The organism is Pseudomonas sp. MEJ086 (assembly GCF_030209025.1).
GTDB lineage: Bacteria > Pseudomonadota > Gammaproteobacteria > Pseudomonadales > Pseudomonadaceae > Aquipseudomonas > Aquipseudomonas fulva_A.
In genome coordinates, this window is the sequence record NZ_JARVSV010000016.1 from 1 (window position 1) to 22,111 (window position 22,111).

23 protein-coding genes are annotated in these 22,111 nt (G+C 62.3%); 11 read left to right on the top strand and 12 right to left on the bottom strand.

Annotated features, from left to right (window positions below):
• Positions 1-419: 419 nt before the first annotated feature.
• The 4 genes from msrQ to ilvC all read right to left on the bottom strand — a co-directional run bounded on the left by msrQ (position 420) and on the right by ilvC (position 4,114).
• On the bottom strand, positions 420-1,052 hold the full coding sequence (gene msrQ, locus QRN22_RS10615; RefSeq protein WP_285402541.1) for a protein-methionine-sulfoxide reductase heme-binding subunit MsrQ: 633 nt from the start codon (positions 1,050-1,052) through the stop codon (positions 420-422).
• Positions 1,052-2,065, bottom strand: coding sequence for a protein-methionine-sulfoxide reductase catalytic subunit MsrP (gene msrP / locus QRN22_RS10620; protein ID WP_042553035.1), 1,014 nt, complete (start codon positions 2,063-2,065; stop codon positions 1,052-1,054). The genes msrQ and msrP overlap by 1 nt, the downstream gene beginning before the upstream one ends.
• Before the next feature lie 62 nt (positions 2,066-2,127).
• Positions 2,128-2,943, bottom strand: coding sequence for a CDP-diacylglycerol--serine O-phosphatidyltransferase (gene pssA, locus QRN22_RS10625; protein ID WP_042553034.1), 816 nt, complete (start codon positions 2,941-2,943; stop codon positions 2,128-2,130).
• A 154-nt stretch (positions 2,944-3,097) separates the two neighbouring features.
• Positions 3,098-4,114: a ketol-acid reductoisomerase gene (gene ilvC, locus QRN22_RS10630; protein WP_042553033.1), complete on the bottom strand. Its 1,017-nt coding sequence runs from the start codon at positions 4,112-4,114 to the stop codon at positions 3,098-3,100.
• 125 nt (positions 4,115-4,239) lie between these two features.
• Between ilvC and ilvY the strand changes: the two genes are divergently transcribed.
• Positions 4,240-5,121: an HTH-type transcriptional activator IlvY gene (gene ilvY / locus QRN22_RS10635; RefSeq protein ID WP_042553032.1), complete on the top strand. Its 882-nt coding sequence runs from the start codon at positions 4,240-4,242 to the stop codon at positions 5,119-5,121.
• 52 nt (positions 5,122-5,173) lie between these two features.
• On the opposite strand, the gene ilvN is transcribed toward ilvY, so the two are convergent.
• Both ilvN and QRN22_RS10645 read right to left on the bottom strand, forming a co-directional pair.
• A complete protein-coding gene (gene ilvN, locus QRN22_RS10640; RefSeq protein WP_042553031.1) occupies positions 5,174-5,665 on the bottom strand; it encodes an acetolactate synthase small subunit in 492 nt (163 codons plus the stop codon).
• Between the two features lies 1 nt (position 5,666).
• Entirely contained in the window at positions 5,667-7,397 is a 1,731-nt protein-coding gene (locus QRN22_RS10645) for an acetolactate synthase 3 large subunit (protein WP_042553045.1), read from the bottom strand.
• 531 nt (positions 7,398-7,928) lie between these two features.
• On the opposite strand from QRN22_RS10645, the gene QRN22_RS10650 reads away from it, so the two are divergent.
• Entirely contained in the window at positions 7,929-8,363 is a 435-nt protein-coding gene (locus QRN22_RS10650; protein ID WP_042553030.1) for a DUF4124 domain-containing protein, read from the top strand.
• An 18-nt stretch (positions 8,364-8,381) separates the two neighbouring features.
• Here QRN22_RS10650 and QRN22_RS10655 read toward each other — a convergent pair whose 3' ends face one another.
• Genes QRN22_RS10655 through mrcB form a run of 3 tightly spaced genes read right to left on the bottom strand, consistent with a single transcriptional unit; the run spans position 8,382 to position 11,791 of the window.
• Complete coding sequence (locus tag QRN22_RS10655; RefSeq protein WP_042553029.1) at positions 8,382-8,711, bottom strand: YqcC family protein; 330 nt, start codon at positions 8,709-8,711, stop codon at positions 8,382-8,384.
• Positions 8,708-9,460 (bottom strand): tetratricopeptide repeat protein, encoded by a 753-nt coding sequence (locus QRN22_RS10660; protein ID WP_042553028.1) that lies wholly within the window; start codon positions 9,458-9,460, stop codon positions 8,708-8,710. Before QRN22_RS10660 ends, QRN22_RS10655 begins: the two co-directional genes overlap by 4 nt.
• Positions 9,461-9,472: 12 nt before the next feature.
• On the bottom strand, positions 9,473-11,791 hold the full coding sequence (mrcB, locus tag QRN22_RS10665; RefSeq protein WP_156152675.1) for a penicillin-binding protein 1B: 2,319 nt from the start codon (positions 11,789-11,791) through the stop codon (positions 9,473-9,475).
• 178 nt (positions 11,792-11,969) lie between these two features.
• Here mrcB and QRN22_RS10670 point away from each other — a divergent pair, with 178 nt between their 5' ends.
• The 5 genes from QRN22_RS10670 (at position 11,970) to QRN22_RS10690 (ending at position 15,876) form a co-directional block, all read left to right on the top strand.
• Positions 11,970-13,532, top strand: a complete 1,563-nt coding sequence (locus QRN22_RS10670) for a bifunctional aminoglycoside phosphotransferase/ATP-binding protein (RefSeq protein WP_042553026.1) — start codon at positions 11,970-11,972, stop codon at positions 13,530-13,532.
• A 67-nt stretch (positions 13,533-13,599) separates the two neighbouring features.
• On the top strand, positions 13,600-13,956 hold the full coding sequence (locus QRN22_RS10675; protein ID WP_042553025.1) for a pentapeptide repeat-containing protein: 357 nt from the start codon (positions 13,600-13,602) through the stop codon (positions 13,954-13,956).
• 109 nt (positions 13,957-14,065) lie between these two features.
• The gene (locus QRN22_RS10680; protein WP_042553024.1) at positions 14,066-14,338 is read left to right on the top strand and encodes a TfoX/Sxy family protein; all 273 of its coding nucleotides are present in this window, start codon (positions 14,066-14,068) and stop codon (positions 14,336-14,338) included.
• Between the two features lie 187 nt (positions 14,339-14,525).
• Positions 14,526-15,317 (top strand): Crp/Fnr family transcriptional regulator, encoded by a 792-nt coding sequence (locus QRN22_RS10685; protein WP_042553023.1) that lies wholly within the window; start codon positions 14,526-14,528, stop codon positions 15,315-15,317.
• 382 nt (positions 15,318-15,699) lie between these two features.
• Complete coding sequence (locus tag QRN22_RS10690) at positions 15,700-15,876, top strand: hypothetical protein (protein WP_179539040.1); 177 nt, start codon at positions 15,700-15,702, stop codon at positions 15,874-15,876.
• Between the two features lie 8 nt (positions 15,877-15,884).
• Here QRN22_RS10690 and QRN22_RS10695 read toward each other — a convergent pair whose 3' ends face one another.
• Entirely contained in the window at positions 15,885-17,075 is a 1,191-nt protein-coding gene (locus QRN22_RS10695; protein ID WP_042553022.1) for a multidrug effflux MFS transporter, read from the bottom strand.
• A 172-nt stretch (positions 17,076-17,247) separates the two neighbouring features.
• On the opposite strand from QRN22_RS10695, the gene QRN22_RS10700 reads away from it, so the two are divergent.
• A complete protein-coding gene (locus QRN22_RS10700) occupies positions 17,248-17,868 on the top strand; it encodes a TetR family transcriptional regulator (RefSeq protein ID WP_042553021.1) in 621 nt (206 codons plus the stop codon).
• On the opposite strand, the gene QRN22_RS10705 is transcribed toward QRN22_RS10700, so the two are convergent.
• Entirely contained in the window at positions 17,852-18,070 is a 219-nt protein-coding gene (locus QRN22_RS10705; RefSeq protein ID WP_042553020.1) for a heavy-metal-associated domain-containing protein, read from the bottom strand. The two genes, QRN22_RS10700 and QRN22_RS10705, sit on opposite strands and share 17 nt — an antisense overlap.
• 146 nt (positions 18,071-18,216) lie before the next feature.
• On the opposite strand from QRN22_RS10705, the gene QRN22_RS10710 reads away from it, so the two are divergent.
• The 3 genes from QRN22_RS10710 to cueR all read left to right on the top strand — a co-directional run bounded on the left by QRN22_RS10710 (position 18,217) and on the right by cueR (position 21,516).
• On the top strand, positions 18,217-18,603 hold the full coding sequence (locus QRN22_RS10710) for a hypothetical protein (protein ID WP_042553019.1): 387 nt from the start codon (positions 18,217-18,219) through the stop codon (positions 18,601-18,603).
• A gap of 83 nt (positions 18,604-18,686) precedes the next feature.
• Positions 18,687-21,080, top strand: a complete 2,394-nt coding sequence (locus tag QRN22_RS10715) for a heavy metal translocating P-type ATPase (RefSeq protein WP_042553044.1) — start codon at positions 18,687-18,689, stop codon at positions 21,078-21,080.
• 4 nt (positions 21,081-21,084) lie between these two features.
• A complete protein-coding gene (cueR, locus tag QRN22_RS10720) occupies positions 21,085-21,516 on the top strand; it encodes a Cu(I)-responsive transcriptional regulator (protein ID WP_042553018.1) in 432 nt (143 codons plus the stop codon).
• On the opposite strand, the gene QRN22_RS10725 is transcribed toward cueR, so the two are convergent.
• Positions 21,483-22,088, bottom strand: a complete 606-nt coding sequence (locus QRN22_RS10725; protein WP_042553017.1) for an HAD family hydrolase — start codon at positions 22,086-22,088, stop codon at positions 21,483-21,485. The genes cueR and QRN22_RS10725 overlap by 34 nt on opposite strands.
• Positions 22,089-22,111: the final 23 nt, after the last annotated feature.

Here is a 22,111-nt window from a genome sequence, read left to right on the forward strand (position 1 = left end):
TTAACCCACAAGCACCCACACGAATTGCTTGATTCAGTTGTTAAAGAACGTTTGGTTAAGTCTTTCGTCTCAACCGAGGCGCGCATCTTACAGCAGCCTCATTTCCTGTCAAGCTGTTTTTGAAGAACTTTTTCTTTCTTCTCAACACCTTGCAGCGCCCCACCAGATCATCTTCTCTCCAGCGGGAGGCGCATTCTACAGCGTTACAAACCGCTGTCAACACCCTCTTTACCGCCTTCGATCAAACCTGATCGAACCATCAACAGAACCACTCAAACCACCCTGTCGATGCCGGCGCATTCTACTCGAATTCGCCGTCCGTGCAACCTTTATTTTCATCTAACTCCTTGTTTAGTAAGGAGTTTTCAGATCAGGCCGCGCCGGAAGTGGTGCGCATTATAGGCCCCCACGAAATCAGGTCAAGGGGTTATTTCAGGTTTATTCGAAGTTTCCGCCCTTCTCCCCGCCAGGCGCGGAATTCGGCGCATTACCGGCGGGATCCGCAGCATCAGCAGCAACCCGCCCATGACGGCATAAACCGCCCATTCTTCGAGGTCGGCCCGCACGACCCACAACATATGCAGCAAGCCGAGCGGCAGAATCAGGTAGATGAGGCGATGCAGCTTCTTCCAGGATTTGCCGAGGCGCCGCTGGCTGTAGCGATTGGAGGTGACCGCCAATAGCAGCAGCCCGAACAGGGCGATAGCGCCGACGATGATATAGGGCCGCTTGCGCAACTCGACAGCCAGTTGCGACCAGTCCAGGCCGAGGATGAAAACCGCGTACGCAATCAGGTGCAGCACGCCATAGGCGAAGCACCAGAGACCGAGCTGACGACGCACGGCCATCCACCCGGACCAGCCGCTGAGTTTCTGCAGCGGCGTCATGCTCAATGTAATGAGCAACAGGATCAGCGTTCCCAACCCCAAGCGTTCGACCAGCACCTTGCCAGGATCCGGCCCCAAGGCGAAGAGCCAGGCCTGGTACAACCAATAGAGCGGCCAGACCGCAACCAACAGGAACACGCAAAGCCGCCATACCGGATGCCGCATCAATAATTCTTCCGTAGATCGAGGTTGCTATAAAGGCTGGCGACTTCATCGGAGTAACCGTTGAACATCTGAGTCTCGCGAACGTTGGGACTGAACAGCCCACTGGGCAGCCGTCGCTCACGGGCCTGGGTCCAGCGAGGATGGTCGACGGTCGGGTTGACGTTGGCGTAGAAGCCATACTCCTGTGCAGCGATGCTTTGCCAGGTGGTCTGCGGCTGCTCGCTGACCAGGCTGATGCGCACGATGGACTTGATACTCTTGAAGCCATACTTCCATGGCACCACCAACCGCAACGGAGCGCCGTTCTGGTTGGGTAGTTCGCGGCCGTACATACCCACGGCAAGAATGGCCAGCGGATGCATCGCTTCATCAAGCCGCAACCCTTCCACGTAGGGCCAGTCGATCAGGCCGAAACGCGAGCGCTGCCCCGGCATGCTGTCGGGATCCTCGAGGGTTTCGAAGCGAATGAATTTCGCGGCGGAGGTAGGCTCCACCTTATCGAGCAACGCGGAGATGGGGAAACCGATCCAGGGAATCACCATCGACCAGGCCTCCACACAGCGCAGGCGATAGATGCGCTCCTCCAACTGATAGGGCTTGATGAAGTCTTCCAGCGCATAGCGACCCGGCTTGCCGACTTCACCGTCGATCACCACGGACCAGGGTTCGGTTTTCAGGCTGCCAGCATTCGCGGCGGGGTCCGACTTGTCGGGGCCGAACTCATAGAAGTTGTTGTAGTGGGTGGCATCCCGAAAGGGTGTCAGCGCTTCGTCCTTGACGGTCACCGCCTCCCACTTGGTGGCAGCGATGCGCTCGCTCAGCCAGGCCGGCGCCTGCCCGACCTCGACATCCGCGTAGCGCTCGGCAACCGATGCCTGTGCCCACGCAGGCACACTGCCCAGCGCCACACCGGCGGCGGCAGCGGACATGAAGGTACGACGGGAGAGGTAGATGGACTCGGGAGTGACATCCGACTCTTTGCATTCGGATGACGGGGGGAGCTTGATCAGCATGGTGACTCCGCAGTATCGGGACAGGCTTGCCCAATAGACTACGGAGTCTGCAGGAAATTACATCACTCGTTGGTCTGGCGACGACGCAGACGCAGCAGGTACTGGATCGGCCCCGAAGCCGCGTAGGCGAGGAAGATCAGCAGCAGGATGCGCGGTGGATCGCTGAACACCACGGCGAACACCAGTACCACGGCAAGAATCGCCACGAACGGCACACGGCCTTTCAGGTCGAGGTTCTTGAAGCTGTTGTACTTGATATTGCTGACCATCAGCATGCCTGCCGCGGCAACCAGGATCGCCACCACGAAGGACATGTTGGAGCCCTTGATGCCGAAGTCACTGAACGCCCACACCGTACCAGCCACCACGCCGGCGGCGGCCGGGCTGGCAAGACCGATGAAGTAGCGTTTGTCGACGCTGCCTATCTGGGTATTGAAGCGCGCCAGACGCAACGCAGCGCCCGCTACATAGATGAAGGCGACCATCCAGCCGACCTTGCCCATGCTGCCAAGTGCCCACTCGAAAGCCAGCAACGCCGGTGCCACACCGAAGGCGACCATGTCGGACAGCGAGTCGTATTCGGCACCGAAGGCGCTCTGGGTATTGGTCAGACGCGCGACGCGACCGTCGAGACCGTCCAGCACCATGGCCACGAACACCGCGGCGGCGGCCACGTAGAAGTTGCCGTTCATCGCGTTGATGATGGCGTAGAAGCCGGCGAACAGGTTCGCGGTCGTGAACAGATTGGGCAACAGGTAGATGCCGCGGTGGCGAACCTTGCGCCCCTCGTCGTCGTGCCCTTCCTCAATATGTTCGTCGATGGGCAGTAAGCTTTCATCGTCCTTGGACGATTTTGGCTCTTGCGGACGCTCGCTCATGAACAACACCTTGTCGCGGATTTGAATTTTCGACCGAGTCGCCGGGCAAGCGTTCGCCCTAACGTCGGCATTGGCGTCCGGGCTTTATACCAGAAGCCTGCCCCATAACGAAAAAACGCGGCCAGGGCCGCGTTCTTTCTTGATCGAATCCGACTCAGTTCTTGGACTTGTCGACGATCTTGTTGGCACCGATCCACGGCATCATCGAGCGCAGTTGCTCACCGATGATTTCGATACCGTGGGCGGCGTTGTTACGGCGCTTGGCGGTCATCGATGGGTAGTTGGTGGCGCCCTCGCTGATGAACATCTTGGCGTACTCGCCGTCCTGAATGCGCTTGAGTGCATTGCGCATGGCCTGACGGGATTCGGCGTTGATGACTTCAGGGCCGGTCACGTACTCGCCATACTCGGCGTTGTTGGAGATCGAGTAGTTCATGTTGGCGATACCGCCTTCGTACATGAGGTCAACGATCAGTTTCAGTTCGTGCAGGCACTCGAAGTAGGCCATTTCCGGCGCGTAGCCAGCTTCGACCAGCGTTTCGAAACCGGCCTTGACCAGCTCGACGGTGCCACCGCACAGAACGGCCTGCTCGCCGAACAGGTCGGTTTCGGTCTCGTCCTTGAAGGTGGTTTCGATGATGCCGGTACGACCACCGCCAACGCCCGAAGCGTAGGACAGGGCGACGTTCTTGGCGTTGCCGGAAGCGTCCTGGTAAACAGCGATCAGGTCAGGGATACCGCCGCCCTTGACGAACTCGGTACGCACGGTATGACCCGGCGCTTTCGGCGCGATCATGATCACGTCGAGGTCAGCGCGCGGAACGACCTGGTTGTAGTGGATAGCGAAGCCGTGGGAGAAGGCCAGCGTGGCGCCTTTCTTGATGTTCGGCTCGATTTCGTTCTTGTACAGCTGGGACTGGAACTCATCCGGAGTCAGGATCATGACCAGGTCGGCGCCGGCAACGGCGGCAGCAACGTCGGTCACTTTCAGGCCATGGGCCTCAGCCTTGGCAACGGTGGCCGAGCCTTTACGCAGACCGACAGTGACGTCCACACCGGAGTCCTTCAGGTTGCACGCCTGAGCGTGGCCCTGGGAGCCGTAACCGATGATGGCGACTTTCTTGCCCTGGATGATGGAGAGGTCACAATCTTTGTCGTAATAAACTTTCATGTTCTTGGCTCTTTTGAATCGAAAGGGATGGGGTGCTAGCACCGCGACGGAGCCACCTTAAGTGATCCGCCCCATTGCGTAAAATGATATATTTGCAACACAACATGCCGATATATGAAACATCAATGGATAGCCACGCACTCAAGCTCTTTCTCTCTCTGGCAGACAACCTGCACTTCGGCAAAACCAGCCGCGAGCAGCACGTCAGCGCCTCCGCGCTAAGCCGCAGCATCAAGCAACTCGAGGAGGAACTCGGCGCCCCTCTGTTCGTGCGCGACAACCGCTCGGTTCGACTGACCCGCGAGGGGCAGCAGTTCCGCGAGTACGCCAGCGATGTGATGAACGGCTGGCAGGCCATTCGTCAGACCTTCAAGCAGGATCAGCTGGTCCTGCACGGAGAGCTGTCCCTGTATTGCTCGGTGACGGCGAGCTACAGTTTTCTCTACGACATCCTGAGCAGCTTCCGCCAGGCCTACCCGCGCATCGAGATGAAGCTGCACACCGGCGACCCGGCCAAGGCCGTCGAGCGCGTGCAACTGGGGCTGGAAGACCTTGCCATCGGCGCCCTCCCCGACAGCGTGCCAGCCGGCATCGTGTTCCAGTCGATTACCCGCTCGGAGTTGCGCTTCATCGGTCCGCAGTCCCCTCAACTGTTGAGCGAAGAGCAACTGAGACGACCCGGTGCGCAAAGCTGGGAAGACGTGCCAATGATTCTCTCGGAAGAAGGCCTTGCCCGCACCCGCACCGACAGGTGGTTGAAGAGCCACAACATCAAGCCGCGGATCTATGCCCAGGTCAGCGGCAACGAAGCCATCGTCAGCATGGTGAGCCTGGGGTTCGGCATCGGCGTGGTCCCGCAGATCGTGCTGGACAACAGCCCATTGGCCGCACGCATCCGCATCTACGATATTCAGCCCCCGCTGACCGCTTACGACATCGGCCTGTTCGCGCTGGAAAAGCGCCTCAAGGATCCGCTGATCGCCGCCTTCTGGAACCGCCAACGGTAAATTCCAGGCAAAAAAAACCCCCGCACGTGGCGGGGCATTTTCAATGCTGCGATCAGATGCTCAGTACCTTGTCGCCACGGGCGATACCGGTGACGCCGCTGCGCACTGTCTCCAGGATCAGCGCGGTGCCGATGGCCTGGATGAAGCTGTCCAGCTTGTCGCTGGTACCGGCGAGCTGGATGGTATAGACGCTCGGTGTCACATCGACGATCTGCCCACGGAAGATGTCGGTGGTGCGTTTCACCTCGGCGCGCTGGGCGCCAGTGGCCTTGACCTTGACCAGCATCAGTTCGCGCTCGATGTGAGCGTTTTCCGACAGGTCCACCAGCTTGACCACTTCGATCAGCTTGTTGAGGTTCTTGGTGATCTGCTCGATCACGTCATCATGGCCAATGGTGGTCAACGTCAGACGCGACAGGGTCGGGTCTTCGGTCGGTGCCACGGTCAGGCTTTCGATGTTGTAGTTGCGTTGGGAGAACAGGCCGACCACACGCGACAGCGCTCCCGGTTCGTTTTCCAGCAGCAGGGAAATGATATGACGCATGTCAGGTACGCTCCGTCTTGCTCAGCCACATGTCGCGCATCGCCCCACCCCGAATCTGCATCGGATAGACGTGCTCGCTGGTATCCACGGCAATGTCGAGGAACACCAGACGGTCCTTCATCGCAAAGGCCTCTTCCATCTTCGGTTTGAGGTCTTTCAGGTCGGTGATGCGGATGCCCACGTGCCCGTAGGACTCGGCCAGCTTGACGAAGTCAGGCAGCGATTCCATGTAGGAGTGCGAGTAACGGCTGCTGTACTGCATGTCCTGCCATTGGCGAACCATGCCCAGCGCGCCATTGTTGAGGTTGACGATCTTCACCGGCAGGTCGTACTGCAGGCAGGTCGACAGCTCCTGAATGTTCATCTGGATGCTGCCCTCACCGGTGACGCAGGCCACGTCGCTGTCCGGGAAGTTCAGCTTGACGCCCATGGCCGCCGGGAAGCCGAAGCCCATGGTGCCCAGACCGCCGGAGTTGATCCAGCGGTTCGGCTTGTTGAAGCGGTAGTACTGCGCGGCGAACATCTGGTGCTGGCCGACATCGGAACTGACGAAAGCATCACCTCTGGTGACTTCGCACAGGGTCTCGATCACGGTCTGCGGCTTGATGATGCTGCCGTCACCCTCGTTGTAAGGGAACAGGCGACCACCGCCGCGCCATTCTTCGATCTGCTTCCACCAGGTGGCTTGCGATTCGCCGTCCGGACGCTGCTCGATTTCCTTGAGTGCGGCGACCATCTCGCTCAGCACGCTGTCGACCGGGCCAACGATCGGAATATCGGCCTTGACCGTCTTGGAGATCGACGCCGGGTCGATGTCGATATGAATGATCTTGGCGTTCGGGCAGAACTTGGCGGCGGTTTCACCATTGATGACCCGGTCATCGAAGCGCGCACCGACTGCCAAGATGACATCGGCGTGGTGCATGGCCAGGTTGGCGGTGTAGCTGCCGTGCATGCCCAGCATGCCGACGAACTGACGGTCGTCGCCCGGGTAGGCACCAAGACCCATCAAGGTGTTGGTGACTGGAACGTTCAGCGCGCGGGCCAGCTCGGTCAGTTGTGCCGAAGCACCACCGAGGATTACGCCGCCACCGGAATAGATGATCGGGCGCTTGGCCGCGATGAGCATTTCCGCCGCTTTGCGGATCTGCCCCGAGTGGCCACGAACCGCCGGGCTGTAGGAACGCAGCTTGACCTTCTTCGGGTAGCTGTATTCGAACTTCTGGGTCGGATCGCCCATGTCCTTGGGAATGTCCACGACCACAGGGCCCGGACGACCGGATTCGGCGAGGTAGAACGCCTTCTTGATCACTTCGGGGATTTCCGAAGGATGCTTGATGATGAAGCTGTGCTTCACGATCGGGCGGGAGATGCCGACCATGTCGACTTCCTGGAAGGCATCGGTGCCAACCACGGTACTGGCCACCTGACCGGAAATGATCACCATCGGGATCGAGTCCATGTAGGCGGTGGCGATACCGGTAACGGCATTGGTCGCACCAGGGCCGGAGGTCACCAGCACGACACCGGCCTTGCCGGTGGCGCGGGCATAGCCGTCCGCCATATGGGTCGCCGCCTGCTCGTGGCGAACCAGGATGTGGGTCACTTCCGGTTCTTTGAACAAGGCATCGTAGATGTGCAGGAGGGCACCACCCGGATACCCATAGATGTACTTCACGCCTTCGTCACGCAACGAGCGGACGACCATTTCAGCGCCGGATAAAAGCTCCACGTTGTTCACCTCTATAACGCCAGAAAACCGCCCTTTTGCAGGTACGGCCCGAGTAGGTTTACTGCCAGCAGAGCATGAGCGACTGTGGTCGCCGACTACGTCAGCTACAACTGAGCAAGTATTGGGAACATCCCTGGTGTGCTTCGGGATTTCCCACCCAGCGCGAGGTAACGCGTTGCGGGTGTAACGAAAGGTCGGCGCGGGTAGCACCTCATGTCTACTGAGCTGAAGCAAGCTTGCGGCTTACCCCACTACAGAGAGCATTCGATTGTTGTTATTCGAAGACGGCAAGTCAAGTGGTCCGTGATGGAATATGCATTTGGCAGGCATATCCACCCTCGACGGAGAAATACAGCGCCCTGTGCCGTGAAAAACCCGTGCCGATGTGAAGCGGCGCAGGATGAACGGGCAACCGATTTGGTTATAGTAATCGGCAGAGACTCCGCGCTGTCGCCAAGAGCGTGCACACTGACCCTGAAATCCCGTTCCGGCCCTGCAAGGTTCGGCAAAACTGCCCTAAAAGGAATTCCCATGCGCCGCATGATCCTCACCACCAGCCTGGCGCTCGCCCTGAGCACAACCGCCATGGCCGGCCAGGTATACAAGTGGGTCGACGCCCAGGGCGTCACCCATTTCAGTGAACAACCGCCGCAGGACCAACAAGCTACCACCGTCAACAAGGCCGCACCGCCACCACCGTCCACGGAGTCGAAGCCAGCGCCGACCTTCAAGGACATCGCCGACCCGGAACAGGCAGCCGCCGACGCCAAGGTCAAGAAGGAAGTGGCCGAACAGCAAGTGCAACTGCGCAAGTACTGCGAGACCCAGCGCAACAACCTCGCGCAGCTGGAGAACAACCCGCGGGTGCGTGTGGAAGATGGTGGAGAAGTGCGCCGTCTCGGCGAAGACGAGCGTCAGAAGCGTATTGCCGACAGCAAGAAGGCGATCGCCGAGAATTGCAAGTAACGAGAAAGGCTGCGGGCTTCAGCCCGCAGTGATCAACCGGTCGAAGTCGCCCAGTGCCTGGAGCAATTCGGCCGCCGCGCGATTGTTCGCGCCGTAGACGTGCTCGGCCATGGGCAGAATGCCAGATACGGCGGGCAGATCGGCACCGGCTTCGATGATGGCCTTCATGCGTGGCAGGAAGATCCATTGCAGCCACTGAGCGAAGTCCAGCGTGTCCACGCAGAACGGCTCCTGACTGGCGAGTGCCTCCTCACTCGGCGGCGTTGCGTCCCACCAGCCCTGTAACCGCAACGCGCGCTCGACCAGCAACAGCTGGTCGGCGATTTGGGTTATCGGGGCAGCCGTCACAGATTGACCCGCGCTCGCTCACGAGCCTGTGCCGCACCTGCTGCGTCACCCTGCTGCTCACGAGACTTGGCGATCAGATCCCACAGGCTGGCCTGCAGAGCCGGACGACCACTGGAGTAGCTCAGACCACGACGGGCGAACTGCTCGGCCTGGGCAGCATCGCCCTGGGCCAGACGAACCTCCGCCAGACGATAGAGCACCTGCGGTTCGCGCGGGGCGATGCGCTGTGCACGCTCGAGGCTGGAAGCCGCGCCGTTGAGGTCGCCGCCAGTCTGCTGCTGCTGGGCGCTGGTCAGCAGCGCCAGCACCGGACCATCGAGTTGCTCATCGGCAGCCAGACCGCCACTGTTGCCTCGCGGACTGCCACTGGGAATCGAAGGCTGCTGAGGCTGGGACTGCGGTGCACTGCCGTAGCCTGGCGAGCCCAGCGGTTCGCTGCTCAGCGGCGGCTCGTCGAAGGTCAGGCCGCCACCACTGGCGGGCGCCCCCGCTGGTGCGGCATAGGTATCGATTGGCGCCGACGGATTGCCGCCGCCTGGCACCATGACCACCACACCGGAATCATCCGACGACGGCTGAGCCTGTTGCTGCGGCTGCACAGGCGCATTGCTATAGCCATTGCCCGGGCGGTCTTCCTGCTCGTAGGCAGACGTACCGGAATCCACGACCGGAATGGAACCACGCGGTACGCTGGCACAACCTCCCAGCACTACCGAGGCAGTCAAAACGGGAATCAACCACTTACTCACGTCAAACCTCTCTTATTCCAACCAGCCTTTTACCCAGTCCATCACCGAGTCGACGGGGGCCTGGATACCACAACCTGGCCCGGGAGCCGGCTCGCTGCCGCGAATATACGGCATCTGTACGGCACCCGGACAATTCTCTGCCGAGCCCTGCCCGGTCGCCGCATCCACCCATGCCTGCACCACGTTGTCCGGCATCGGCATGTCCAGCGGCAGCGGATCGGCCCGGCGCATGAAGCCGGTCCAGGCCTGCAACGCACCGGTCGCACCGGTAAACGGAGTCGGCCCGTTGTCGTCACGGCCCATCCACACCACGGCCAGCAGATCCTGACTGAAACCGGCGAACCAGCTGTCCCGTGAATCGTTACTGGTACCGGTCTTGCCGGCCAGCGTCAGCGAACTCGGCAACTGGCTGTAAACCGAGCGACCGGTACCTTCACGCATGGTGCGCTGCATGGCGTTCTGCAGCAGGTAGATGGAACCGGCGTCGAAACGCTGCTGAATCTGATACGGGTAGCGTTTGAGCGGCTCGCCTTCGGCGGTCAGCACGCTCCGGATACCGCGCAACGGCGTATTGAAGCCACCACTGGCGAGGGTCTGGTACATGCCCGTCACTTCCATGGGCGTCAGCGCACCGGCCCCCAGCAACATCGACGGGTAAGCTGGCCACTGTCGCGACACCCCAAGGCGCTCAAGGGTTTTGAGCACGTTCGGCACACCCAGTTCCAAGCCTAATTTGGCGGTGGACAGGTTGTAGGAGTGGGCCAGCCCCTGATACAGGTAAATGCTGCCGTGAGCCTTGCGGTCGTAGTTCTGCGGTTTCCATACCTGACCATCCTGGCCCTTCACCGAGAACGGCTCATCCAGCACCCGACTGGTCAGGGTGTACTGGCTGGGGCGCTCGAGGGCGGTCAGGTAGATGGCCGGTTTGATCAGCGAGCCAATAGGACGCACCGCATCCAGCGCACGGTTGAAGCCGGCGAAGCGCGGCTGGCGGCTGCCGATCAGCGCCTGAATTTCCCCGGTTTCCGGATTGGTGACCACCATGCCCGCCTCGACCTGATCGGACCCCTTGCGCCCGGCCTGGCGTTTGAAGGTTTCAGCCAGGGCCTCCTCGGCCTTGAGCTGCAGGATCGGGTCGAAACTGGTGAAGATGCGCAGGCCTTCTTCGGTCAAATCCTCGTCGTGGTAATCCTGACGCAGCTGGCGCTTGACCAGGTCGAGGAAGGCCGGGAACGAACCATTGGCCATGCTGCCACGCTGGGTGACGCCAAGCGGACGCTCCTTGGCGGCAGCGGCTTCTTCCGGTGACACCACACCCTGCTCGGCCAGCAGGTCGAGAATCATGTTACGACGCGCCAGCGCCCGCTCGGGGTTGCGGCGCGGGTTATAGAAGGTAGGCCCCTTGACCATGCCCACCAGCAGCGCGACCTGGTCGAGCTTGAGTTCGGACAGCGGCTGGCTGAAGAAATACTGGCTGGCCAGCCCGAAACCGTGCACGGCACGCTGGCCGTCCTGGCCGAGGAACACCTCGTTGAGGTAGGCCTCGAGAATCTCGCGCTTGTCGTAATGCAGCTCCAGCAGCACCGCCATCATGGCTTCGGTGATCTTGCGGGTCAGGCTGCGCTCGTTGGTCAGGTAGAAGTTCTTCACCAACTGCTGGGTCAGGGTACTGCCACCCTGGCGCAGTTGGCCGGCGGATGCGTTGACCCACACCGCACGGGCGATGCCCTTGGGCGATACACCGAAATGGTCGAAGAAGTCACGGTCCTCGACAGCCACCAGGGTTTCCACCAGATAGGCAGGCACCTGATCGAGCTTGATCAGCACGCGGTCTTCCTGATGCGCCGGGTACAGGCCACCGATCAGCATCGGCTCCAGACGCGCCACGGCCAGGTCCTTGCCGTCGGCCTTGGTCAGCGAGGCGACGTAATCGCCCGAGAAGCGCACGTTGACCTGTTGCGCCTGCTCGACGCTCTCGTAGAACTGGAAGCCGCGCGAGTGCAGGGAGATGTTGTTACCCGACACGGCAACGGCACCCGGACCATTGGCCGTGCTTTCGCGGCGGTAGCCGAGGGCGTCCATCTCCTTGAGAAGGTCATCCTTGGCCAGTTTCTGGCCGACGAACAGTTCGAGCGGCCTGGCGTAGACCTTGGCCGGAACGGTCCAGCGCTTGCCGGAGAATTTCTCCTGGACGATGGCATCGAGGTAAACCGCAAAACCAGCGAACAGCACCAAGCCGACCAGGCCAAGCTTTACAGCCCAGCCCAGCAAGGGGCGCATGCCACGGGGGCGGCGTTTGGAACGGGAGCGGGAAGATCGGGTACGAGTCATGGCGCGGCATTATACGCACTTTGCGAAGCGTCGGCAGGCACTGCAGAGAGGCTGTTCACGTTTCGCTACAACCCTGTGGGCGGCGCTGAAAGGCGATTGTCCCCTGGCGATTTGCACCCCCGCGGAGAGGGGTCATAATGCGCGCCTGTCATCTTTCCATACACGCCAAGGATCACCCGTGAGCCAAGCCCTGATTACCGCCTTGCAGAACCCGGCCCTTTATCCGCATCCGGTGGACGGTTTCAGTGTCATCGAGACCCATATTTCCTGGGTCCTGCTGACCGGCCCCTATGCTTACAAGATCAAGAAGCCAGTGAACTTCGGCTTTCTCGACTTCACCTCCCTGGCGTCACGCGAGCACTTCTGCCAGGAAGAGCTGCGCCTCAATCAGCGCCTGACCCGGGATTTGTATCTGGAGGTATTGCCGATCGGCGGCAGTGTCGAAGCTCCGCGCCTGGATGGCGAAGGTTCGGCTATCGAATACGCCCTGAAAATGCGCCAGTTCCCCCAGGAACAATTGCTGGCCCAGGTGCAGACACGGGGCGAACTGAACGAAACGCATATCGATGCCCTGGCCAAGCAGATCGCCGATTTCCATCTGCACACCCCAACGGTCGCGTCCGATCACTCGCTGTGCAATGCCACCGCCATCGTCGCCCCTCTGCGCCAGAACTTCGAGCAGATTCGCCCGATGCTCAGCGACAAGGCAGACCTGCAGCAGCTGGACGCTCTGGAAGCCTGGGCTGAAACCAGCCTCGAGCGACTGTGGCCGGATCTGGAAGCCAGAGCCCGAGACGGTTTCATCCGCGAATGCCACGGTGACATCCACCTCGGTAACGCCACCTTGCTGGATGGCCAGGCCACGCTGTTCGACTGCATCGAGTTCAACGAACCCTTCCGCCTGACCGACATCGCCCTGGATACCGCCTTCCTGGTCATGGACCTGGAGGATCGCGGCCTCAAGTGCCTGGCACGCCGCCTGCTCAACGGCTGGCTGGAGCACACGGGCGATTACGGCTCACTGAAGGTGTTCAATCTCTACAAGGCGCACCGCGCCCTGGTACGTGCCAAGGTCGCGCTGTTCCGCCTTGGCCAGGAACAGGATGCCGTGCAACGGGCGGTGATCCTGCGCCAGTACCGCGGTTACGCCAGCCTGGCGGAAAGCTACAGTGCCATTCCGGTTCGTTTCCTGGCCATCACCCGCGGCGTTTCCGCGGTCGGCAAGAGTCAGGTTGCGCTGCGCCTGGTCGAGGCACTCGGCGCAATACGCATCCGTTCTGACGTCGAGCGCAAGCGCCTGCTGGGCGAACAGCAGGTGAATGCGGGCGACCCGTTGAATGCCGGCATCTATAGCGACGAAGCCAGCAAGTCGGTGTACGAGCGCCTGAATGAACTGGCCGATCTGGCCCTGCACGCGGGTTACCCGGTAGTGCTCGACGCCACCTACCTCAAGCGTGCGCAGCGCCAGGCAGCTCTGGGTATCGCCGAAGAGACCGGGGTCCCCTTTCTGATTGCCGACTGTCAGGCGCCCGATTCGGTCATCAACAGCTGGCTTTTGCAACGTCAGCAACAGGGCGATGATCCTTCCGACGCCACGCTGCAGGTGATCGAAGCACAACGCGCCGGGCAGGACGCCCTCGACGAAAGCGAGCTGACGCATAGCAAACGTGTGGATACCCACGACAGCGCCAGCCTCAACGAACTGGTCAGTACCATTCGCCAGCGCTTCCCAAACCTGTAAAGCGGGCAAGCAGGGCGGCCAGGCCGCTCTATACTGGCAGTGAGCCCCCTCCCGGATCACTGCCATCATGAGCCAACCACGCCAGCTGGACACCCCGCTCTACCGCCTGTTGCACAACGATGATGTCGCCGCGTTCAATGCGCAGCGTCCACAAGGCGCCGGCATCGATCTGAGCGGCGGCGACTTCCGCGGCCTCGACCTGCGAACCCTGGACGCCGAAGGCATCGATTTCCGCGATGCCTACTTTCGCGGTGCCGACCTGCGCGGGGTCGACTTGCGCACCGCACAGCTGGAGGGCGCCAGCATCGCCCATGCGCAGATATCCGGCGCCTACTTCCCGGCCGAACTGAGCGCTGACGAAATCCTCATGTCGATGAATTTCGGTACACGCCTGCGCTATCGCACCCACCCCAACCACCTGTAGCAGTGTGTAACGCTCCATCCGGGCGTCGCTGCTCAAGGCCGCTACACTTTCTCCCAATGCAGCGGCCAGCCAGCATCCACCTGCAAAACGGCCGCGAAAAGGAGATTCCGTGAACGACGAATTGCAGCACCTCAAGAATCTGGGCAAGACCTCGTCGCAGTGGCTTCACGCGGTGGGCATCCACAACGTCAGCGACCTGCGCCGACACGGCGCGGTCGACGCCTACCGGGCCGTCCGGGCACGGGGATTCAGGGCCTCCAAGGTCCTGCTCTACGCCATCGAGGGTGCACTGCTGGACATTCACTGGAGCGAGCTGCCGCCAACGCGCAAGGAAAGTCTCAACCTGCAGCTCGAAGAAGCGGCCAACGACGACCGGATCTAGTCCACACGGATTACCCGTCACAGAACGCCTGACACCACGGATAACGGGGGCTCGGCCGCGATTGCCCGGAGGCAGAACACGCCTTGGTTCACAACCTCCAGCGAGATCGATTTACCTGGAGCGCGGCGGAGATTATCGTTTCAGGGATTTTCGTGCGCATTCGGCATGAGCAGCTCAAGGAACCATCATGTATCTACTCGGGGAACAACCGGCCTACGCCGACCAACTGATCAGCCGATTGCAGAGCATCCCCGGGCAACTACTCGATGGGCTCAGCCCATGCGGCGCTGCGCTGCACGTGGAGCGCAGCGAGAACCTGGCCGCCCAATTGCCTGGCAATCAGCTATTCATCATCGACAATGGCCTGCTGCATGCGCTGGTCGACGAGCGCCCGCTGTTCTATCTGCAGGAAGGCGATCTGGTCGGCCTGCGCCAGGGCATCGACCTGCCGACATGCCGCTACACCAGCGATGAACCGATCACCCTGATTCCCTATTCGCGTAGCGAGGTGTTCAAGCACATCTACGCCAGCGAATCTCGTCAGGAACTGTTCATCCAGTACCTTGTGGGCCACACCGCCCTGCTTTCCGACGCCCTGGCACGCATCAAGCAGCCGGAAGTACGCCCCGCCACCGGTTTCAAGCACTTCAGCAAAGGCGACTCGCTGATCCATCAGGGGGACGACGCCGATCACGTGTTCATCATCATCGAAGGGCATGCCGAAGCCTTCGTCGATGGCGTGAAGGTGGGCGACGTGCAGAAAGACGAGATCTTCGGCGCCATGGCCGTGTTCACCCATGAAAAACGCAGCGCCACCGTGGTGGCCAGCGAGGCCTGCACGGTGATGGTGATCCCCAAGGATCAGTTCCTCAACCTGATGGAGAGCAACCCGCGTATCGCCCACAGCCTGGTGGAGAGCATGGCGCGGCGCATCGACCTACTCAACAAGGAAGTCACCGGGCTGCGTCAGCCTGGTTGAGCCGACAGTCCGCCACCGGACCCCGGCCATGTGCCGGGGTTCGTCGTTTCAACGGGCAGCTGAACGCTATGGCCGCCATGAATGAAAATAATTTCCAAATAGCTGTTGACTATGAAATGAGAATTGCTATTATTTGCATCAGCTGGTCGCGAGATCAGCCGATAACCTAAAGAGACCTTAGGTCGGACTCTTCAGATTATCTCCTCATCAGGCTAATCACGGTTATTGACCCGGCTCTTTGCCGGGTCTTTTTTTGCCTGCAGGAAATGCTTCTGCCACGTTTCCCTCGCCGAGCAGTGACGTCCGTCGCCTCGTTGATCTGCATCAGAGCAGTTCTCCCAGTTGCGGCTAGACTGTCCGCACCTCACTGGGAGTCACCCTCATGGATATCCGGATACGTGCGCTGAAAGGCCCTCTCGGCATTCACTGGCAAGTGAGTCTCGGCAGGCATCAGGTGAGTTTTCGCAGCGAAGCCGAGGCACGCCAGTTCGTGGCAACGCTCGAAGCCAGGGTGCAGGCACCCCACGCGCTGCCGGAAAGGCAACGCATGGCAGGCTGATCCTCGGGTCAGCCGAGAGGGTGCCCGGCGCGCTTCTCCGCCCAGCGGGTGAAGCGCGAAGCCAGCACCGCCAGCACCCCGCAAGAGAAGATGACCAGCGCCATCGGTACGGCGCTGCCGTCATGCAGCACGCCAACCATGGACGCGGCAGTCGCCGCGATGGTGAACTGCAGGCTGCCCATCAGTGCCGACGCGCTTCCCGCATGACGCCCCTGCCCTGCCATGGCGCAGGCGGAGGTGTTCGGCAGCAGGATGCCCAGCGACGCGATGCAGCCGAACAACGGCACCATCAGTGGCCAAAGCGACTGGGTATGCACCCACGACAACAGCAGCAACAGCATGCCGCAGCCCAAATAGAACCAGACGATGCGCCTGGCCCAGTAGGCCGGCCCCTGGCGTGACACCAGCCATGCATTGACCTGCGCCGCCAGGATGAAGCCAGCGGCGTTGGTGCCGAACAACCAACCGTAGTGTTCCGGCGCAATGCCATACAGCTGGATGAACACGAAGGGCGAACCGGCGATGTACGCGAACATACCCGCAATCGCCAGCCCTCCCGTCAGGGCATGGCCGATAAAGGGCAGATCGGCGAACAGCCGGCGATATTCACCGATCGCCCCGCGCAGCGGAGCCGGCTCGACGTCGGGGTTCAGGGTTTCCGGCAGCCAGCGGTACAGGGCAACCAGGCAAGCCGCGCTGAACAGCGTCAGGCAGACGAATATCGACGGCCAGCCGAACAGGTTGAGCAACAGCCCACCCGCCACGGGCGCGAGGATCGGCGCCAGCCCCATCACCAGCATCAGTTGCGAGAACACCTTGGCCGAGCTGATCGGGTCACACAGGTCGCGCACCACGGCGCGCGACACCACCATCCCGGCACAACCACCCAAGGCCTGCACGAAGCGCGCGACGATCAGCCACTCGAGGCTCGGCGCCACGGCACAGGCCAGCGACGCCAGGGTGAACAGCGACACCCCGACGAGCAGCGGAATGCGTCGCCCGAACCGGTCGGCCAGCGGGCCATAGAGCAATTGCCCGATGGCCAGCCCGGCGAAGTAGGACGCCAGGGAGAGCTGGACGTGCTCGGTGTCGGTATCGAAGGCCAGCGCCAGGGCGGGGAAACTGGGCAGATAGAAGTCGATGGCCAGCGGGCCGAAGGCACTCAGTGCCCCAAGAATCAGTAACAGGCGAAGCGTCATGTGCACGGTACTCGACGAGTGTCTCCAGCCTTGGCTGGATCAACGGGCGGAGCGCTGGAGGCCCCTGAAAGAGTGGATGCCGACAATTACATACAAGTTCGTCTGTAAAACAAACCTTAAGGCGAAAAAATAATTACACTCGCCATTCCCGAACCGATTTGATTCCTGTCGTATGCGTCGAACCAAAGAACAAGCAGAGCAGACCCGCACCACCATTCTGGCCTCCGCCGAGATACTGTTTCTGGAAAAGGGTGTCGCCCACACCAGCCTGGAGCATATCGCCAAGCATGCGGGGGTGACCCGTGGCGCGGTGTATTGGCACTTCCAGAACAAGGCCCACCTTTTTCACGACATGCTCAGCCAGGTCCGCCTGCCCCCTGAGCAACTGGCCAGGCACCTGCAGGAGAGCCAGTCGGGCGACGGCCTGCAGTCACTGCGCGAGCTTTGCGTGGCGGGTATCGCCGGTATAGCCCTGGACGAGCAGAAGCGGCGCATCTTCACGGTACTGCTGCACCGCTGCGAGTTCACCGAAGAACTGCGCGAGGCCGAAGAGCGTCATGAAGCGTTCATCAACCAGTTCATCGACCTCTGCGAGGCGATCTTCGCTCACCCGACCGCGCAACCTCGCCTGCGCCCCGGCATGACCCCACGCCTCGCGGCGCGCACCATCCACGCGCTGATCGTCGGCATGCTCAGCGACTGGTTGCGCGACAACACCCTGTTCGACCCGCAGAGCGACGGGCCGGTGATGATCGACGGACTGTTCCGCGGCCTGATCAGCGACTGGTCTTAGCCGCGGGTACCGCCTCTGCCTTGTAGCCTTCATTGATGATCGCTTCGAGCACCTGATCGACCGGATGCGAGGTCTGCACCCTGACCTCGCCTGCGGCCAGATCCACCTGCACCTGAGCCGACGCATCGATCGCCTGTACGGCACCGGTGATGGCCCGCTCGCAATGTGCGCATGTCATGCCGCCTACCTTGAATATCTGCATCGTCATCTCCTCTGCCCGCCTGGGCAATCAGTGGATTGCTGAAAAAAGTATCGAGCTTGCCACAGGGTCAAGGTCAACCCTCGACCTTGTTGAACCCGCCAACCTCGGCCAAGCTCAGCAAAACTCCATAGCCATCTGGTCTGACCATGTCCCGCCTACTCTTCTCACTGTTTCTCGCTTTGCCCCTGCCCGCCCTCGCCCAGGTACTGCCCTCGCATACCACCATGGGCGATGGCTACGCCGTGCTGATCATCTCCCGCGAGCGCCTGGAAGTGGCATCGCCGTGCGAGTTCGGCGTCTACCTGCAGGACCAGCTGGCCGCACGGCTGTTCCAGGGCCAATCGGTGTCCTTCAACCTGCCGCCCGGCGATGTGTCGGTGCGTCTGGGCATGATCGGCACCGAAAGCTGCCAGGCGGGCATCACCCCGCTCGACAGTCAGCGGCTGAACCTGACTGCCGGCGAAATTCGCCGCTACCGCATCGGCCTCAGCCCATCCGGCCCCTACCTGACACCTGCACCGCCAAGCCAGTGACGCCTAATCGCTCCGGGACTTGACCTTACCCATGGGTCAGGGTTGATCCTGTGGCTTGCCACTAGGATCAACCGGAGATGACCATGCCCACGCCGCCCACCCTCGACCTGCCGATCAGCGGCATGACCTGTGCCAGCTGCGTCGGTCGGGTCGAGCGCGCCCTGCGAGGGGCACCGCAAGTCGATGCAGTCAGCGTCAACCTGGCCAGCGAGCGCGCTCGTGTCGAGGCGCCTGTCGAGCAGTTGCCAGCGTTGATAGCGGCGGTACGCCAGGCGGGCTACGAAGTGCCCAGTGAAAGCCTCGATCTGGCCATCTCCGGCATGACCTGTGCCAGTTGCGCGGGCCGCGTCGAGCGCGTGCTGCGCAGACAGCCTGGCGTGCTGGCGGTCAACGTCAACCTGGCGACCGATCAGGCCCGCGTGCAGGTGGTCACGGGGGTCGATACCCAGGCGCTGCTGGCTGCGGTGTCGACTGCCGGCTACTCGGCCAGCCCCATGGATGCACCGCAAGTGACGGGTGACGCCAACGATCGCCGCCTGCGGGCCGAGCGCTGGCGACTGGCCCTGGCATTGCTGCTGGCCACGCCGCTGGTCCTGCCGATGCTGCTGGCGCCCTTCGGCTTACACCTGATGCTGCCGGCCTGGGCACAGTTCCTGTTGGCCACACCGGTGCAGTTCGTCCTCGGCGCGCGTTTCTACCGAGCCGCGTGGAGCGCCCTGCGCAGCGGCTCCGGCAATATGGATCAGCTGGTCGCCTTGGGCACCAGCGCCGGTTACGGACTGAGCCTCTACCAATGGGCGATCACCCCGGCGGGGCACACGCCACACCTGTATTTCGAAGCCTCCGCGGTGATCATCGCCTTGATCCTGCTCGGCAAATACCTGGAAAGCCGCGCCAAGCGTCAGACCACCAGCGCCATCCGGGCCCTGCAGGCGTTGCGCCCCGATGAGGCCACGCGCCTGCAGGGCGGCATCGAGCAACGCGTGGCCGTCAGTGCGCTGAGCCTGGGCGACCGGGTACTGGTCAGGCCGGGCGAGCGCTTTCCGGTCGACGGCAAGGTGCTTGAGGGCGACAGCCACGCCGACGAGGCACTGATCAGTGGTGAAAGCCTGCCGCAAGCCAAGGCACCGGGCGACTCGGTGACCGCTGGCGCGATCAATGGCGAGGGCCGTCTGCTGATCGAGACCACCGCCCTGGGGGCAGAAACCGTGCTGTCGCGGATCATCCGCCTGGTCGAGGACGCCCAGGCCGCCAAGGCACCGATCCAGAAACTGGTGGACAGGGTCAGCCAGGTCTTCGTGCCGGTGGTGCTGTTGATCGCGCTGCTGACCCTGATCGTCTGGCTGAGCCTGGGTGCAGGCCTGGAAAACGCGCTGCTCAATGCCGTGGCCGTGCTGGTGATCGCCTGCCCCTGCGCCCTCGGCCTGGCAACGCCCACGGCAATCATGGCCGGCACCGGCGTGGCGGCCCGGCACGGCATCCTGATCAAGGATGCCGAAGCCCTGGAGATAGCCCATGGCGTGAAGGTGGTGGCGTTCGACAAGACCGGTACCCTGACCTCCGGCGCACCACGTATCGCCCACCTGCAAACCGTCGACATCGATGCCGACCAGGCACTGCGCCTGGCCGGTGCGCTACAGCAAGGCAGCGAGCACCCTCTGGCCAGGGCGGTGTTGCAGGCCTGCCAGGAGGCTACCCTCATCCTTGCGCCAGTCGCCGCCAGCCAGGCCTTGGCCGGTCGCGGCATTGCCGGCCTGGTCGAGGGCCGATCGCTGCAGTTGGGCAATCGTCGCCTGCTACAGGAAAGCGGCGCCAGCGAGCCGGACGATCTGGCCAAAGCGGCTCAGGCCTGGGAAGTCGAGGGGCGTACCTTGTCGTGGCTGATCGAGCCGGGCTCCCCAGCGCGGGTGCTGGCGCTGTTCGCCTTCGGCGACACCTTGAAAGAAGGCGCCCGTGAAGCGGTCGCCGCGCTGGGCAGCCGGCATATCGTCAGCCACCTGATCAGCGGCGACAATCAGGGCAGTGCACAGGCTGTCGCCAGGCAATTGGGCATCGGTTCGGTTCACGCTCAGGTTCTGCCTGCGGACAAGGCGCGTATCGTCAGTGAGCTGAAAGCCGCTGGTGTCGTGGCCATGGTCGGTGACGGCATCAACGACGCCCCTGCTCTGGCTGCGGCGGATGTCGGCATCGCCATGGGCGGCGGCACCGATGTGGCGATGCAGGCGGCCGGCATCACCCTGATGCGCGGCGACCCACGGCTGGTACCCGCCGCCCTGGATATCGCCCGGCGCACCTACGCGAAGATCCGCCAGAATCTGTTCTGGGCCTTCATCTACAACCTGGTGGGCATTCCCCTGGCCGCCTTCGGGTTGCTCGACCCGATGCTCGCCGGCGCCGCCATGGCGCTGTCGAGCGTGAGCGTCGTGAGCAATGCCCTGCTGCTGAAAACCTGGCGGCCCAACCACCTCGAGGAGTAATGCGATGAATATCGGACAGGCGGCCAAGCACACCGGGCTCAGCGCCAAGATGATCCGTTACTACGAAGCCATCGGCCTGCTGCCCAGTGCGGGGCGCAGCGAAAGTGGCTACCGCCAGTACGACGACGGGGATCTGCAGCGCCTGCGCTTCATACGCCGGGCGCGTGACCTGGGCTTCTCGTTGGCCGAGTCGGGCAAGCTGCTGGCCCTGTGGCACGACCGTGAACGGGCCAGTGCCGACGTCAAAGCCCTGGCCGTGGAGCACATCGATGCGCTCAACGGCAAGATCGCCGAGCTCGAAGCCCTGCGCGATACCCTGCAGACCCTGGTCGACCACTGCCAGGGCGACCACCGTCCCGACTGCCCGATTCTCGATGATCTGCAGGCCGGTAACGGCTGTTGTCAGGCAGCCGGATTGCCCAAGGCCAGACGCTGAAGCGCCGTGCAATCGGCGACGAAGTGATCGCTCAACTCCGGCCAGGGGTTGGTCGGCAGGTTGACCAGCACGGTAGCGCTACCGGCGGCACGGCCACAGGCCAAATCATGGCGATGGTCGCCGACCATGACCATGTCCTGGGGCGCCACCTGCCAGCGGTCGGCCAGGTGCAGCAGGCCGCCAGGGTCGGGTTTCGGCGGCGCCTCGTCACGTCCGAGGATGTCGGCCGGCGCGAAGCAGTCGTCCACGCCGATGGCCTGCAAAGTCAGCAGCGCCAGCTCGCGAGCGTTGCGCGTCAGGATGCCGAGGCGCAGCCCACGTGCGTGCAGGCCGCGCACCAGCGCCACGGCCCCTGCCGCAGGCCGTGCGGCGATGGCCAGCTCGCGTTCGTGCTCGAGCAGCCAGGCGTGCTTGGCCCGCGAAACATCCGGGGGAAGCGCGGCCAGGTGATGCAGGATGTCGTCCTCGGCCGGGATATCCAGCGCCACGCGAATAGCGGCGAAATCATGCACGGCGATGGTCAGGGTGCCGTCCATATCGAAAACCCAATGGGTGTAGCGCTGCAGGCTCATCGCCCCTCCGGCAACTGCAGAAT

Excerpts from the sequence above, each read along its gene's own strand:
- pssA (WP_042553034.1), bottom strand. The coding sequence starts at position 2,943 with ATGAGCGAGCGTCCGCAAGAGCCAAAATCGTCCAAGGACGATGAAAGC.
- QRN22_RS10675 (WP_042553025.1), top strand. The coding sequence starts at position 13,600 with ATGAGCCAACCACGCCAGCTGGACACCCCGCTCTACCGCCTGTTGCAC.
- QRN22_RS10690 (WP_179539040.1), top strand. The coding sequence starts at position 15,700 with ATGGATATCCGGATACGTGCGCTGAAAGGCCCTCTCGGCATTCACTGG.
- ilvC (WP_042553033.1), bottom strand. The coding sequence starts at position 4,114 with ATGAAAGTTTATTACGACAAAGATTGTGACCTCTCCATCATCCAGGGC.
- ilvN (WP_042553031.1), bottom strand. The coding sequence starts at position 5,665 with ATGCGTCATATCATTTCCCTGCTGCTGGAAAACGAACCGGGAGCGCTG.
- mrcB (WP_156152675.1), bottom strand. The coding sequence starts at position 11,791 with ATGACTCGTACCCGATCTTCCCGCTCCCGTTCCAAACGCCGCCCCCGT.
- QRN22_RS10710 (WP_042553019.1), top strand. The coding sequence starts at position 18,217 with ATGTCCCGCCTACTCTTCTCACTGTTTCTCGCTTTGCCCCTGCCCGCC.
- ilvY (WP_042553032.1), top strand. The coding sequence starts at position 4,240 with ATGGATAGCCACGCACTCAAGCTCTTTCTCTCTCTGGCAGACAACCTG.
- QRN22_RS10685 (WP_042553023.1), top strand. The coding sequence starts at position 14,526 with ATGTATCTACTCGGGGAACAACCGGCCTACGCCGACCAACTGATCAGC.
- msrP (WP_042553035.1), bottom strand. The coding sequence starts at position 2,065 with ATGCTGATCAAGCTCCCCCCGTCATCCGAATGCAAAGAGTCGGATGTC.
- cueR (WP_042553018.1), top strand. The coding sequence starts at position 21,085 with ATGAATATCGGACAGGCGGCCAAGCACACCGGGCTCAGCGCCAAGATG.
- msrQ (WP_285402541.1), bottom strand. The coding sequence starts at position 1,052 with ATGCGGCATCCGGTATGGCGGCTTTGCGTGTTCCTGTTGGTTGCGGTC.
- QRN22_RS10700 (WP_042553021.1), top strand. The coding sequence starts at position 17,248 with ATGCGTCGAACCAAAGAACAAGCAGAGCAGACCCGCACCACCATTCTG.
- QRN22_RS10715 (WP_042553044.1), top strand. The coding sequence starts at position 18,687 with ATGCCCACGCCGCCCACCCTCGACCTGCCGATCAGCGGCATGACCTGT.
- QRN22_RS10705 (WP_042553020.1), bottom strand. The coding sequence starts at position 18,070 with ATGCAGATATTCAAGGTAGGCGGCATGACATGCGCACATTGCGAGCGG.
- QRN22_RS10650 (WP_042553030.1), top strand. The coding sequence starts at position 7,929 with ATGCGCCGCATGATCCTCACCACCAGCCTGGCGCTCGCCCTGAGCACA.
- QRN22_RS10725 (WP_042553017.1), bottom strand. The coding sequence starts at position 22,088 with ATGAGCCTGCAGCGCTACACCCATTGGGTTTTCGATATGGACGGCACC.
- QRN22_RS10695 (WP_042553022.1), bottom strand. The coding sequence starts at position 17,075 with ATGACGCTTCGCCTGTTACTGATTCTTGGGGCACTGAGTGCCTTCGGC.